The 14,784-nt window shown below is 68.3% G+C and carries 9 protein-coding genes and 1 pseudogene; 5 read left to right on the top strand and 5 right to left on the bottom strand.

Going from position 1 to position 14,784, the window contains the following annotated elements:
• Positions 1–12 precede the first annotated feature (12 nt).
• Genes G6N41_RS06025 through G6N41_RS06015 form a run of 3 tightly spaced genes read left to right on the top strand, consistent with a single transcriptional unit; the run spans position 13 to position 3,202 of the window.
• Complete coding sequence (locus tag G6N41_RS06025; protein WP_198966872.1) at positions 13–792, top strand: GntR family transcriptional regulator; 780 nt, start codon at positions 13–15, stop codon at positions 790–792.
• Positions 793–801: 9 nt separating this feature from the next.
• Complete coding sequence (locus G6N41_RS06020; RefSeq protein WP_198966871.1) at positions 802–2,412, top strand: AMP-binding protein; 1,611 nt, start codon at positions 802–804, stop codon at positions 2,410–2,412.
• 1 nt (position 2,413) lies between these two features.
• Complete coding sequence (locus G6N41_RS06015) at positions 2,414–3,202, top strand: SDR family NAD(P)-dependent oxidoreductase (protein WP_020731391.1); 789 nt, start codon at positions 2,414–2,416, stop codon at positions 3,200–3,202.
• Here the strand turns inward: G6N41_RS06015 and G6N41_RS06010 are convergent.
• The 4 genes and pseudogenes from G6N41_RS06010 to G6N41_RS05995 form a co-directional block, all read right to left on the bottom strand.
• Entirely contained in the window at positions 3,184–3,645 is a 462-nt protein-coding gene (locus G6N41_RS06010; RefSeq protein WP_198966870.1) for an SRPBCC family protein, read from the bottom strand. The two genes, G6N41_RS06015 and G6N41_RS06010, sit on opposite strands and share 19 nt — an antisense overlap.
• A 34-nt stretch (positions 3,646–3,679) precedes the next feature.
• Positions 3,680–4,549: a rhomboid family intramembrane serine protease gene (locus G6N41_RS06005; RefSeq protein ID WP_198966869.1), complete on the bottom strand. Its 870-nt coding sequence runs from the start codon at positions 4,547–4,549 to the stop codon at positions 3,680–3,682.
• Between the two features lie 124 nt (positions 4,550–4,673).
• Positions 4,674–6,353, bottom strand: a complete 1,680-nt coding sequence (locus G6N41_RS06000; protein WP_231608857.1) for a PE family protein — start codon at positions 6,351–6,353, stop codon at positions 4,674–4,676.
• Positions 6,307–7,178: pseudogene (locus tag G6N41_RS05995) on the bottom strand (IS5 family transposase). Before G6N41_RS05995 ends, G6N41_RS06000 begins: the two are co-directional and overlap by 47 nt.
• A 474-nt stretch (positions 7,179–7,652) precedes the next feature.
• On the opposite strand from G6N41_RS05995, the gene G6N41_RS05990 reads away from it, so the two are divergent.
• Together G6N41_RS05990 and G6N41_RS05985 are read left to right on the top strand one after the other, a co-directional pair.
• Positions 7,653–7,886, top strand: coding sequence for a hypothetical protein (locus G6N41_RS05990; protein WP_015354093.1), 234 nt, complete (start codon positions 7,653–7,655; stop codon positions 7,884–7,886).
• Between the two features lie 468 nt (positions 7,887–8,354).
• Positions 8,355–13,223 carry a cation-translocating P-type ATPase gene (locus G6N41_RS05985; protein WP_231608856.1) on the top strand — a complete coding sequence of 1,623 codons (4,869 nt, stop codon included), beginning with the start codon at positions 8,355–8,357 and terminating at the stop codon, positions 13,221–13,223.
• Here the strand turns inward: G6N41_RS05985 and G6N41_RS05980 are convergent.
• A complete protein-coding gene (locus G6N41_RS05980) occupies positions 13,196–14,782 on the bottom strand; it encodes an AMP-binding protein (RefSeq protein WP_198966868.1) in 1,587 nt (528 codons plus the stop codon). The two genes, G6N41_RS05985 and G6N41_RS05980, sit on opposite strands and share 28 nt — an antisense overlap.
• Between the last annotated feature and the right edge of the window lie 2 nt (positions 14,783–14,784).

Raw genomic sequence — 14,784 nt, 5'->3', positions numbered from 1 at the left:
AGGGCGCCAAAGTTGTCCGAGCCAAAGATCCTCGACCACCGCTATCTTCAGGTGGCGCGGACGCTACGCAAAGAGATCGTGGACGGTATCTATCCGGTGGGCTCGCAGTTGCCGACCGAACACGAGCTGTGTGATCGGTTTGCCTTGAGCCGGTACACTATTCGGGAGGCGCTGCGCCGGCTGCGGGAAGACAACCTGGTTTCCTCGCGCCCGCGCACCGGGACGCTGGTGGTACCGCGACCGTCGTCGGATTCGTACGTGCAGCATGTGATGTCGATCAACGATCTGCTGGCCTTCGCCACCGGCACCAGATTCGTGATCGAATCCATCGCCATGGCCACCATCGACGATGAGGTGAGCGCACAGACCGGGCTGGCCAGCGGCGAGCAGTGGCTGAGCGTCTGCGGGTTTCGGCGGGCCGAGAACGCCGAGCCGGCCGAACCCGCACTTTGCCGCACCCAGTACTACATCAACCGCGCATTCGCGGCGGTCGGCAGGTTGCTACACCGCCACGACGGGCCGATCTTTCCGTTGATCGAGGACCTATTCGGATTGGGCATCGTTGAGGTCCAACAGGAAATCGCGGCCGTGTCAATCTCACCGGCGCTGGCCCACGGCCTCCAGGTCGAACCGGGATCTGCGGCCTTGCAGATCCGACGCGCCTATGTGACATCCGACGAGCAGGTGGCCCAGGTCACGCTCAACACCCATCCGGCGTCCCGGTTCCGTCACTCGATGACGATGCGTCGACTCCGCGGTGAAACCGGATCCTCCGGTGTGACAGACCAATAGCGCCAGCCGATGGGAGGGCCGAAAGTTCCACGACGCAGGCTCATCGATGGGCGCTGGGTTCGCTGGGATGCCGATCGCGCCGCAGGCGCCTACGCGCACCGCTGGTGGGTCCGGCGCACGCTCGCCGATGCGCTGCGCGAGGCCGCGCAGAGCACCCCGCAGCGGGTGGCGCTGGTCGATGCCGATCGGCAACTGGACTGCCAGGAACTGCACCGCCAGGCCATGGCCCTGGCGGTGCACCTGCGCTCCCGCATGCCGGCGGGCAGCGTGGTCAGCTTCATGCTGCCGAACTGGCACGAAGCCGCGGTGATCTATCTGGCCAGCACGCTGGCCGCAATGGTGGCCAACCCCGTCCTGCCCTCGCTGCGCGAGCACGAACTGCGGTTCATTCTCGACGATGCGGGCAGCCGGATGATCTTTGCCCCGGCGGATTTTCGCGGTCACGATTACACCTCGATGCTGCGGCGGGTGGCCGCACAGTTGCCGTCGCGCCCGGAGGTGATCGAGGTGCGGGGGCAGTGCCCCGATGGCGTTTCGACCTTCCAATCCCTACTCGTCGGCCGGGAGGCCGCCGCGCCCTTGCCCACGGCGGATCCCGATGCGGTACGGATGATCTTGTACACCTCGGGGACGACGGGACGCCCGAAAGGCGTCCTACACCGCCACAACTCGATCCACGCCCTGATCTGTCAGATCCGGGATCACTGGATGGTGGAGCCCGGTGACGGGTTCCTGGTCGCTTCGCCTATCGCACACATCGGCGGCTCGATCTACGCCTTCGAATGCCCACTTCTGCTCGGCACTACCGCCGTGCTGCTGGACCGATGGGACGCGGACCGCGCGGTGCAACTCATGACATCGAAGCGGTGTACCCACATGGCCGGAGCGACACCGTTCCTCGAGCAGCTGCTTGCCGCCGCACAGCGGGCGGGAACCAGATTGCCCGACCTGAAATTCTTCGTCTGCGGCGGCGCATCGGTGTCGCCGTCGTTGATTCGTTGCGCGACAGACTATTTCGACAAGGCCGTTGTCACCCGCGTGTACGGTTCCACCGAGGTTCCGGTGACGACGATCGGCGCACCCGACAGTAGTGCGCACGCCGCAGCCACCGATGGCCGGGTCGGTGCCGCCGACGTCAAGCTGGTTGCCGGTGAAATCCGGGTGCGCGGGCCACAGATGCTGGTCGGCTACCGGCACCCCGAGGACGAAGCCGGATCTTTCGACGCGCAAGGCTATTTCCGCACCGGAGACCTCGGACATTGGGTCGACGACGAGTATCTGGTCGTGACCGGACGAGCCAAGGACATCATCACCCGCAACGGCGAGAACATCTCCCCCAAAGAGATCGAAGACATCCTGATCACCCACCCCGGAATCGCCGACGTCGCGATTGTCGGCCTGCCCGATGACCGCACCGGCGAGCGAGCCTGCGCCGTCATCGTTGCCGCGGCTGACCCCCCGCCCGGCCTCCCAGGCGTGCGCGCGTTTCTCGAAGGCGCTGGCGTTGCGCGGTTCAAGATCCCCGAGCAAGTGGTTATCTGGGACCACCTGCCGAAGAACGACGCAGGCAAGATCGTGAAACACCGGATCAAAGCAGCGCTCATGAAGGCAGAGCAGTGACATGCAGGTAGCAATCATCACGGGGGCAACGGGCGGAATCGGATTCGGTTGCGCAGCAAAACTCGCCGAAATGGGTATGGCGGTGCTGGGCACGGGCCGCGACGAGCGCAGGCTTGCCGAGCTGACCCAGCTGCCCGGCGGCCCCGACCGGATAGCCACCCACCCGGTCGATCTCACCGATGATGACGCACCCGGCCAGCTCACCCGCGCCGCCCTGGACCGGTGGGGACGCATCGACTTCCTGATCAACGCCGCCGGGGTGGGCAGCCCCAAACCGGTGCACGAAACCGACGACGAATCCTTGGACTACGTCCTGAGTTTGATGCTGCGCGCACCGTTCCGCCTGACCCGTGAGGTGCTGCCACATCTGCGGCCCGGATCGGCGATCATCAACATCACGTCAACGTTTGCCGTGGTAGGAGGTCTTCGTGGCGGAGCATATTCGGCCGCCAAGGGCGGGCTCACCGCGCTGACCACCCACATCGCCTGCCAATACGGGGCACAGGGAATACGGTGCAACGCGGTGGCCCCCGGCGTGATCCAGACGGCGATGACCCAGCATCGCCTGGCCGATGAGCGATTCCGGCGGATCAACGTTGAAATGACACCGCATCAGCGGCTGGGCACCGTCGACGACGTGGCAAACACGGTGGCATTCCTGTGTTCTGAGGGCGGTGCCTTCATCAACGGGCAGACCATTGTGGTCGACGGTGGGTGGAGCTCCACCAAATACCTTTCCGACTTCGCGCTGACCGCGCAGTGGAGCCCCGCTCAGGACGACTCGAAATAGCTGCGGATCCCGGCCAGCATCGCCGCGTGCGCCTGCACCGCCGCGCGCGTGGTGTAGGAGGCCAGCGGACGGGGCGCGGCGATCGCTATCCGCTCGGTGAGCCTGGTACCAGCGGCGACCGGCGCAAAGGTCACCGTCGCGCGCAGCCGCACGCGTGGGAACTGATCGGCCTCGGTGTGCACCGCACCGTGCACCGGGACGTGCAGCCGAGCCCGGTAGCGCACCTCGAGATTCAACGGTCCCATCGGAATGCGATCTATCACGCGGTAGCTCTGCCGGTAGCCATCCCGGGTTTCGGTTCGGGACAGCGCTTGCACCGCGACGATCAGAGGGTGCACCAGCTTGAGGTTGTCCAGGTCCACATAGAAGTCGCGCAGCCGCTCCGGTGGCGCGGGCACATCTTGTGACAGCGCCCGCTCAGCGTGGGCGATCCACCACGTCATGGCGACCAACCTAACCCGGCCCCGCCGCCGGGCATCAGCCCAAGTTGAGGTGCCCACCGAACATCGCGAGCAACTCGCTGGTGCGCCACCAGATCAGCACCACGAACGCAACCGCAACGGTCAGGGTCACCGCACCTTGGATGAAATTACGGCGTTCTCGAGGCGCGTAGACGTAGGCCGCGGCAACCAGGGCGCCGGTAATCAGCCCGCCGACGTGCCCTTGCCAGCTGATCAGCTGCGAACCAACCGCGGGCGCGACAAACGTGATCGCGAGGTTGATCGCGATCAGGGCGACCACCCAGCGGATGTCGAGATTGAGCCGTTTTGCCACGACAAAGGTGGCACCGAACAAGCCGAATATCGCTCCCGATGCACCGGCGGTCGCCGTGTTCAGCGGCGCAATCAGGTAAACCAGCACCGAGCCCCCCAGCGCGCTCAGCGCGTAGAGGCCGCCAAACCGCAAGCTGCCCAGCCACATCTCCAGCGGCGGGCCCACGATATATAACGCCCACATGTTAAACACCAAGTGCAACGTGCCGTAGTGCATGAATGCCGAGGTCACCAGCCGGTATAGCTGGCCGTCGGCGACCGCCGGTGGCCACAGGGCCAGATGTGGCCCCAGTCCGGCAACGACCAACTGCAGAACGAAAACCAGCACGCTCACCGCGATCAGCGAGAACGTCACCACCGGGGTGACCGAACGCTGTCGACCGCCGAATTGAGTACGGGGCTGGCGCACCGTGCAGGCGTCCGCGCGCACGCACTCGACGCACTGATGGCCGACGGCGCCCGAACGCATGCAGTCACCACAGATGTACCGATCGCAACGGGTACAGCGGACATAGGTCGGCCGCCCGGGGTGCCGGTAGCAGGCGGGCGACTCCGGCGCGCTGGGGCCACTCATCGCACCATTGTCGCGTGCGCCGCCCGGCTTGGTACCAATGCGGTCGCCCCGCGCCGCCGCCGAGTAGACCAACACGCAGGTCGGGGGCCGTTGTTACGGCAGCGGGCCCCGGCTCGCGTGGCGATCAGCTGGGTCCGGCAGCGCCGGGGACTCCGGCCAGGGTGCCGCCCTGACCGCCGGTGCCCCCGGTGCCGCCGAAGATGCCGGGTCCGCCGTCGCCGCCGTTTCCGAACAACCGCGCATTGCCACCGTTGCCGCCGCTGGCCGACTGGCCGATGCTGGTTCCCGCTGCGCCGCCGTCCCCGCCATTGCCGATGAGGGCACCGGTGCCGCCGTCACCCCCGTTGCCACCATGGTTTCCGGCGCCCACCGCCGCGCCGCCGGTGCCGCCCACACCGCCCTGCCCGAACAGGCCGATGGCGTCACCGCCCTTGCCCCCGGCGGCCGCCAGCACCCCCCATCCACCGACGCCGCCGTCGCCGCCGTCACCGATGACCCGTCCCCCGTTGCCACCGATACCGCCCGCCGACGATGCTCCGACGCCGAACTGGCCGCTACCACCGGCGCCGCCATTTCCGAAGAAACCCGCGTCGCCGCCATTGCCGGCGGCCCCGGCGTTGGCCAGGACATAGCCGGCGCCGCCGTCCCCACCGGCGCCGCCGCCACCGAAGAACCCACCCTGGCCGCCATCGCCGCCATCACCACCAGCCAGGTTCAGACTCGACCCTCCGGCACCGCCGTGTCCGCCATAGCCGAACAGCGTGGCGTTGCCGCCCTGCCCGCCGTTGCCGCCATCGCCACCGGCCGGGTCGAAACTCACGCCCCCGGCTCCGCCGTGTCCGCCGTCGCCGAACAGTCCCGCGTTGCCGCCGAGCCCGCCGTTACCACCATCGAGGTTGGCGCCAGCGCCTCCGGCTCCGCCGTCGCCGCCGTTACCCAACAGCGCCGCGTTGCCGCCTTGACCACCGTCGCCACCGGTGGCGCCGCCCAGCCCACCAACCCCGCCGGCCCCGGCGAAGCCCAGCAGCGCGGCGCTTCCGCCGGCACCCCCGTTGCCCCCGGTGCCGGTGGTGTTCTGGCCGACCCCGCCGGCGCCACCGATGCCCCCGTTGCCGAACAACCCCATCGCGTTGCCGCCGGCACCGCCTGTCCCACCCGTCGTGGTGGTGCCGACGCCCCCGCCGCCGCCAGCCCCGCCATTGCCCCACAGCCAACCGCCGGTACCGCCCATCCCGCCCGATGTGCCGGCGAAGTCCGCACCACCCGCGCCGCCGGAGCCACCGTTGCCGATCAGCCCCGCCGCACCGCCGTTACCCCCGGCCTGCGCCAGCCCACCGGATCCCCCTTTGCCGCCATTGCCGTACAGCAGACCGCCCGCGCCGCCGTCTGCGCCGGTGTTCGGCGATCCGTTGGCACCGTCACCGATCAGCGGACGGCCCATCACGGCCTGGGTCGGCGCGTTTACCGCGGCGAGCACGTTTTGCCCCAGGTTCTGTACCACCTGAAGCGGGGACGCGTTGGCCGCCTCGGCCGCGGCGTAGGAGCTGGCACCGGCGTTGAGCATCTGGACAAACTGATCGTGGAACACCAGAGCTTGGGCACTGAGTGCCTGATACGCCTGGGCGTGGGCATCGAAGAGACCCGCGATCAACGCCGATACCTCGTCCGCGCCGGCCGCCATCACTGCCATGGTGGGGCCGGCCGCCGCCGAGTTCGCGGCGCTGAGTACCGACTGCACCCCGGCTAGGTCCTGTCTGCTAATTGCGGACGCGGTGGTAGGTGATGATGGCGGCCAGGGTGACACCGCCGAGGTAGGTCAGGGCGTATTTGTCGTAGCAGGTGGCGACCGCGCGCCAGTGTTTGAGCCGGTTGAAGCTTCGCTCGACGGTGTTGCGGTGCTTGTAGATTCGGCCTGAGAACCCCGGAGGCCGTCCTCTGTTGCGGCCTTTGGCTTTGCGGCGGGTGATCTGGTCGCTGCGCTCGGGGATGGTATGGGCGATCTTGAGCCGGCGCAGCTGTGCCCGCGTCGAGTCATGGGAGTACGCCTTGTCCGCCAGCAGGTGAAACGGGGCGTATGAGTTGCTGCACCGGGCGGCCAGCAGTGGCCAAAGCATCGGATTATCACCGGCTTGACCGGCCGACAGTGCCAGGGTGACCGGACTGCACAGCTGGTCGGTCAAGGCGTGGATCTTGGTAGTCAGCCCGCCGCGGGAACGCCCAATGGCGTGGTCATCGGGCTCATCGAGATATTTCTTGTAATTCGACAGATCCCCCTGTGCGGCGCCCGGGGCGCTCCGGCTGCGTGTTGGTGGGCGCGCACACTGGTCGAATCGACCGACAACAGTGCGCCCAGGTCGGCGTCCTCGGCGTCGAGGTCAGAGGCGATCGCCGCGAAGATCCGCGCGTAGATGCCATCGACCGACCAGCGTAGATGCTTCTCGGCCACCGATTGCCAGGGACCGAAGTGCTCGGGCAGGTCACACCACGGAGATCCCGTACGGTAACGCCAGATAATGCCCTCCAGAGTACGTCGATGATCGTTCCACGGCCGGCCACGCCGCCGCCCCGCAGGCAACACCGCCACGATCAGCGACCACAAATCATCAGAAATCGCATGCGTCCGCATCACCCAAACAGCATCAGCCAAAACACCATTCACATTAAGCAGACACGCCCTAGATCCGTTGCCGCGGCCGCCACCAACTCCGGCGTCGCGAATACATACGACATCTGCCCACCTCCACCGTCTGGGACACCATCTGGGGGCAACTCGGCAATTCATTCCCACACAACATTGGCGGTGCTCCGGTAATAAGCGTAAGACCGTTTCAGGGGTACCACTGACACCAATTTTGACGGTGCCGATAGTGCAAATTCGATTTGCGCGCTATCGCTTGCGCGGCAGGCATTTCCGAGTCGTCGCCCCTGGGGCCGGAAGCCGGCGAAGCGCCTCCTATCAGCGCACTGCCGCCGCACCAGCCCCGGCCCAACCGGCGAATGTGTCGCCAATTGTCGCTAGGACTCGCCGCGCCCAGCTGATCGGCAAGTTTGTTTCCCGCGCGGGGTGTTCCCTGGTCGGCAGGATTGCCCTACTGTATTTCGCGTGGAGTCACACGGAACCCCTGAATTGGTGGCCGTCGAGAATTTGCACTCTGGTGACCCGATCACCGATGTCAACGGTGGCGGTCAAAGGTACATCGTTTTGGAGTCGAAGGCCGTTGGCGACGGCTGCGTCGTCCTCGAACTCGAGTCCAGAGTGGACCATCAGCTGCAGGTCATCGAAAAATCCTTCCCGACCGGCTACCACGTCGGCAGGGCCAACCACCGAATTCTGTAAACCCGGTTTTCCACCCGAAAATCGCGGTACGGTACCCTGCGCGGCGATGCGCGTATCGCATTTTTGGGGTATCCAACCACCACCCGGTGATCGATGATCTCCGTGCCCAGCGGCGCAGATTCCGTGGACGTGACGAACTCGCCCGCCCCAGCCCCGAACCGTGGATGCGGATCACTGGGCCACCTTGGGCCCCAGCCTGCGGTTTCCGGCAAATCTGGGTAAACGGCTGTTGATTTGCGGCCCGCGGTCGCACCGGCGCGGCACTATTGATCCGGAGTGCCAGGCGGGCCGAAGCGAACACCGGGTCGGTTCCATCGGCTCCCGCCGCCCCCCAAGGTGGTGGCACCGGACCCACGGGGATCGATGCGCGGGCCCCTCACCAGAGGCCCACACACCTGGGGGTCCGTGTGGACAGGTTGGTAAGACGCCAGGAGGATTGGCGCGGTACACGTTATTGAAGGGTGGCGCATGAAGATTCCGGGTGTGGTCAACCCAGTGGCCAATCTGGTCGCTGGGGTGACCGGCGGAGCGGCACAGGTGGTGCGGGCCGGCGTGCAGACTGCCGCCGATGCTGCCGGTGTTTTGCAGACGCTAGCCAGCCCAGTGGTGGAGCTGGCCGGTCCGGTAGTGCAATCGGTGGCCCAGACGACCAACCGGGCGATCGGGCGAAACGGTGCTGCCGACGGGGCCCAGGACGGCGTCACTCCGCCGCTGCGCTGGCACAGCGGTCGCCGGGTGCATTTCGACCTGGATCCGTTGCTGCCATTCCCGCGCTGGCATGAGTACGCGGCGGTGGTCGAGGAGCCGGTCCGCCGCATCCCGGGCGTGGCCAAGGCCCACGTCGAGGGGGCATTGGGCCGGCTGGTGGTCGAGCTCGAGGACGGCGCCGACAGCGACACCGTGCTCGACGAAGTGTGCGACACCGCCGCCACCGTGGCCGCCGACATCGTCCTGTCCGGATCACTATCTTCGCCCAACTCGGCGCCCTTCGCCGACCCGGGCAACCCGTTGGCGGTGCTGGTCCCACTCACCGCCGCGGCGCTGGATCTAGCCGCCCTGGGCGCGGCGGTGACCGGCTGGGTGATCCGGCTGCCCGCCGCACCGCAGACCACCCGCGCCGCCGCAGCCTTGATCAATCACCAGCCACGCATGGTGTCGCTGCTGGAATCACGGCTGGGCCGGGTGGGTACCGACGTTGCGCTGGCCGCCACGACCGCCGCCGCCAACGGGCTGACCCAGGCGGTCGGCACCCCGCTGCTGGATCTGGTGCAGCGTGGCCTGCAGATCTCGGAGGCGACAGCACACCGGCGGGTATGGCGAGACCGCGAACCCGCGCTGGCCTCCCCCGGGCGGCCGCAAGCACCGGTGGTTCCGGTCATCTCGTCGGCCGGCGTGCAAGCGCAGGAACCCCGGCACAGCTGGGCGGCGGCCGCGGCCGGCGAGGCATCACACGTCATGGTCGGCGGGTCCATCGATGCCGCCATCGACACGGCGAAGGGGTCGATGGCCGGCCCGGTGGAGAGCTACGTCAATTCCGCGGCCAACGGCGCGTTGATCGCCGCGGCGAGTGCGCTGGTGGCCGGCGGCGGCACCGAGGACGCGGCTGGCGCCATCTTGGCCGGCGTGCCACGGGCGGCGCACATGGGCCGGCAAGCGTTCGCGGCGGTCCTGGGCCGCGGGCTCGCCAGCGAAGGTCAATTGGTGCTTGACCCCGGAGCGCTGCGCCGGCTGGATCGGGTGCAGGTGGTCGTCATCGACGGCGCCGCGCTGCGCGGTGACCACCGCGCCGTCCTACGCGCCCAGGGCGACGAACCCGGCTGGGATGACGACCGGGTCTACGAGGTCGCCGACGCGCTGCTGCACGGTGAAGAGGCTCCCGAACCCGACCCCGACGAGCTGCCGGCGACCGGCGCGCGGCTGCGCTGGGTTCCGCTGCGCGGCCCCTCGGCCACACCCGCCCAGGGGCTCGAACACGCCGATCTGGTGGTCGATGGCCAGACCGTGGGCAACGTCGACGTGGGGTGGGAGGTCGACCCCTATGCGATCCCGCTGCTGCAGACGGCGCATCGGACCGGCTCCCGGGTCGTTCTACGCCATGTCGCCGGTACCGAAGACCTGTCCGCCAGTGTCGGATCCACCCATCCGCCCGGCACGCCGCTGCTGAACCTGGTGCGCGAGCTGCGCACCGATCGCGGACCCGTCTTGCTGATCACCGCGCTGCACCGCGATTTCGCCTCGACCGATACGTTGGCCGCGCTGGCGATCGCCGACATCGGGGTCGCCCTGGACGATCCGCGCGCGGCGACCCCGTGGACTGCCGACATCATTACCGGTACCGACCTCGCCGCGGCGGTGCGGATTCTGTCCGCGATTCCGGTGGCCCGCGCCTCCAGCGTGTCGTCGGTGCACCTCGCCCAGGGCGGCACCACATTGGCGGGGCTGCTGCTGGTCACCGGCGAGCAGGCCAGAACCACCAACCCTGCCAGCTTCCGGCGCTGGCTCAACCCGGTCAACACCGCCGCTGCCACTGCCCTGCTATCGGGAAGCTGGTCGGCCGCCACCGTGCTGCGGCTCCCCGATCCCACGCCCCAACCGCTGACCGCCTGGCACGCCCTGGACCCCGAGATCGTCTATGCGCGACTGGCCGGTGGTGCACGCCCCATGGCCGTGGACCCCGGAACGCCGACCTGGCGTCGCCTCCTGGACGACCTGTCCTATGAACCGCTGGTCTCCCCGCTGCGTGGCCCGGCACACACGCTGGCCCAGCTGGCGGCGGCGACGCGGCATGAGCTCGCCGACCCGCTGACTCCGATCCTGGCGGTGGGCGCCGCGGCCTCGGCGATCGTCGGCAGCAACGTCGACGCGCTGCTGGTGGCCGGCGTGATGACGGTCAACGCGATCACCGGTGGGGTGCAGCGGCTGCGCGCCGAGGCGGCCGCGGCGGAGCTGTTCGCCGAACAAGACCAAATGGTGCGCCGGGTCGTCGTGCCGACGGTCGCGACCACGCGGCGCCGGCTGGAGGCCGCCCGGCATGCCACCCGCACAGCCACCGTGTCGGCCAAGTCGCTGCGCGTTGGTGATGTCATCGACCTGGCCGCCCCGGAGGTGGTACCCGCTGACGCTCGGCTCCTGGTGGCCGAGGACCTCGAAGTCGACGAGTCGCTACTGACCGGTGAGTCGCTGCCGGTGGACAAGCAGGTCGACCCCGTCGCCGTCAACGATGCCGACCGGGCCAGCATGCTGTTCGAGGGCAGCACCATCGTGGCCGGGCGGGCGCGGGCCATCGTGGTGGCCACCGGCGCCGGCACCGCGGCGCATCGGGCGATCTCGGCGGTCGCCGACGTCGAGACCTCGGCCGGGGTGCAGGCCCGGCTGCGCGAGCTGACCAGCAAGGTGCTCCCACTCACCTTGGCCGGTGGCGCCTCGGTCAGCGTCTTGGCCCTGATGCGGCGTGCCACGCTGCGTCAAGCGGTGGCCGACGGCGTTGCCATCGCGGTCGCCGCCGTGCCGGAGGGGCTGCCGCTGGTGGCCACCCTCTCGCAGCTGGCCGCCGCACAGCGCCTGACTGCGCATGGAGCGCTGGTGCGCGCGCCCCGCACCATCGAGGCGCTGGGCCGCGTCGACACCGTGTGTTTCGACAAGACCGGCACGCTCACCGAGAACCGGCTGCGTGTCGTGTGCGCCATTCCCAGCTCTACCAGTCCGCTGGATCCGTTCATCGACAGCGCCGACCCCCGCTCCACCGGGGTGCTGCGGGCCGCCGCCCGGGCCACCACCCAGCCCCACGATGGACAGGGGCACGCCCACGCGACCGACGAGGCAATCATCGTCGCCGCGAATTCTCTGGAAGCCCCGGATGATTCGGCCTGGACCGTGCTCGCCGAAGTCCCATTCGAATCCAGCCGCGGCTACGCCGCCTCGATAGGCACGACCGGGACCAGCAACGGCCATCCGACACTCATGCTCAAGGGCGCCCCCGAGACGATCCTGCCCCGCTGCCGGTTCGCGGACCCCGACGCCGACCTCGAACATGCGGAAGCCTTGGTACACAGCCTCGCCGAACGCGGGTTGCGGGTACTGGCGGTCGCCAAGCGCCCCTGGGAACATGACACGGCCGACGATGACGACACCGACACCGACGCCGACGCCGTCGATGCGGCGGCCCACGACCTGGAATTGCTCGGCTATGTCGGCCTGGCCGACACCGCGCGCCCGTCGGCGCGACCGTTGATCGAGGCGCTGGTGGATGCGCAGCGCAACGTGGTGCTGATCACCGGCGACCATCCCATCACCGCGCGGGCAATCGCCCGCCAGCTCGGCTTGCCCGAGGATGTCCGGGTGGTCACCGGAGCCGAACTGATCGGTCTCGATGAGGATGCGTGCGCCAAACTCGCCGCCGACGTGCAGGTGTTCGCCCGGGTGAGCCCGGAGCAGAAGGTTCAGATCGTGGCCGCGCTGCAGCGTTGTGGACGGGTGACCGCGATGGTCGGCGACGGCGCCAATGATGCCGCCGCCATCCGGATGGCCGACGTCGGCATCGGAGTGAGCGGTCGCGGTTCGTCGGCCGCCAGGGGCGCCGCCGACATCGTCTTGACCGACGACGATCTGGGTGTGTTGCTCGACGCGCTGGTCGAAGGCCGCAGCATGTGGGCCGGCGTGCGCGATGCGGTGACGATCCTCGTCGGCGGCAATGTGGGTGAGGTGCTGTTCACCATCATCGGCACGGCTTTCGGTGCCGGGCGCGCACCGGTGGGAACCCGACAACTGCTGCTGGTCAACCTGCTTACCGACATGTTCCCAGCGCTTGCGGTCGCCATCACGTCGCAATACGACGATCCCGAGGACGACAGCGATCTCAGCGATGAAGAGATCGAGGAGGCACGGCGCAGGCGCCAGCGGGCGGTACTGACCGCTCCGACCCCCTCCCTGGACGCGCCGCTGATGCGCCAGATCGCCAACCGGGGCGTCGTCACCGCCGCGGGCGCGACCGCCGCCTGGGCCATCGGCCGCTGGACCCCGGGTACCGAACGCCGCACGGCGACAATGGGATTGACCGCGCTTGTGACCACTCAGCTGGCACAAACCCTGCTGACCCGAAGCCACAGCCCACTCGTTTTGGCTACCGCGTTCGGTAGCGCCGGCGTCCTGATCGGCATCATCCAGACCCCGGTGGTCAGCCACTTTTTCGGATGCACACCGCTGGGACCGGTTGCCTGGACCGGGGTGTTCAGTGCCACCGCCGGGGCAACCGCGGTCTCGGTGCTCGCGCCCAAGTGGCTGGCCAAGACCGTTGACGTGGCCCTAGAACATCAGGACTGGGCTTCGGGTTCGGCGTAGCTCGCCAGCTGTTTGCGCAGCACCTTGCCGGCCGGATTGCGCGGAATGCTGCTGACCAGGTGGATGTCTCTGGGCTGTTCGAACCGCGACACCCGGCCCTTGAGGTAATCGCGGATCGCGTCCGCGTCGATGTCGCAGCCTGGGCGGGCGACGACGAATGCGGCCAGCCGTTGGCCGAACTGCTCGTCGGCAACGCCGATGACCGCGTTCTCGGCAATGTCGGGGTGGCTGGCCAGCGCGTTCTCCAGTGACCGCGGATAGACGTTCTCGCCGCCGGAGACGATCATGTCGTCTTCACGCCCGACGATGTAGAGCCGGCCCGATTCGTCGAGATAGCCCATGTCTCCGGTGCTGGCCATGCCATCGATGACGGCTTTGCCGCCACCGCCGGAATAGCCGTCGGAATTCAGTTCGCCGCCAACGAAGATCCGCCCGGTTACCCGCGGCCCGACGGGCCGTCCGTTCCGGTCGAAAATCCGCACCGGGCACCCGGCGACAGGTCTGCCCACCGTCTCGGGCCAGTCGCGCAGCTCGGCCGGTGTGGCCAGTGCGCCGATGCCCACTTCGGTGGAGCTGTACAGGTTGTACAGAACGTCGCCGTAGGCCTCCATGAAGCGGCGCGCCAGGCTGGGATCGAGTCGATCGCCGCTGGATATCACCACCCGCAAGCACGGCAGCGGATTTCGCGCCCGCACCTGATCGGGCAGATCGAGGATGCGTGCCAACATGATCGGAACCACGCTCACGCCGTCGGCGCGATGCAGCGATGTCTGGGCCAGCGTTGCTTCGGCATCAAAGTGCCGACGGGTCAGCACCGTTCCGCCCAGGCTGATGGTCAGCACCAGCATGCCAAATCCCAGACCGTGAAACATGGGCGTGGCCAGCGTCATTCGCGAACCGACACGCAGCCTGGTTCGCTCCAGAAGCGTCACGCTGACCCCGATCCCAGAAGTCACTTTGGGCTTGCGCGGCACCCCCTTCGGGACCCCGGTGGTGCCCGAAGTCAACAACACGATTCGTCCGGAGGGGGCGACCTTGGGCCGCGCGCAGTCCCGGGCGGTGACGGTGCTCGGATCGATGACCAACACCGATTCGCCAGTTCCGGCCACCTGGTCGACAAACTCGTCGTCGCACAACATCACCCGCATCTGGTGTGCTTCCAGCGCGGCGGCGAGCGCGGTGGCGCGGAACTCCGTGTTCACCAGCACGACGTCGGCACCGACCAACCCGGCGGCAAACGCCGCCGCGACAAAGTTGCGGCCATTGCGGCACATGACGCCCACGGCTTGCCCGGGCCCGATGCCAGCAAGGGTGAGCTCCCCGGCGACCGATTCGGTCATCGTTTGAATCTCGCGGTAGCTCAGCGCACCGTCGTCGTCGACGATTGCGGTCCGCTCCGGCCACCGTGCCGCCGCGATAGCGAGCGGGGTGTAGAGGTTCGTACCGCCCCGGTACAGCTCGCGTACCAGCCGCAGCGCGGCAGCCGGGCTGGACGGGCTGAGCAGCCCCGATCCCAGTAACGCCCGCGCCGCCGTTGTGACCACGCCTGCAGCCATCATTG

Source organism: Mycobacterium shottsii, from assembly GCF_010728525.1.
GTDB classification, from domain to species: Bacteria; Actinomycetota; Actinomycetes; order Mycobacteriales; family Mycobacteriaceae; genus Mycobacterium; species Mycobacterium marinum.
This window is presented reverse-complemented; position numbering and strand designations above follow the sequence as displayed.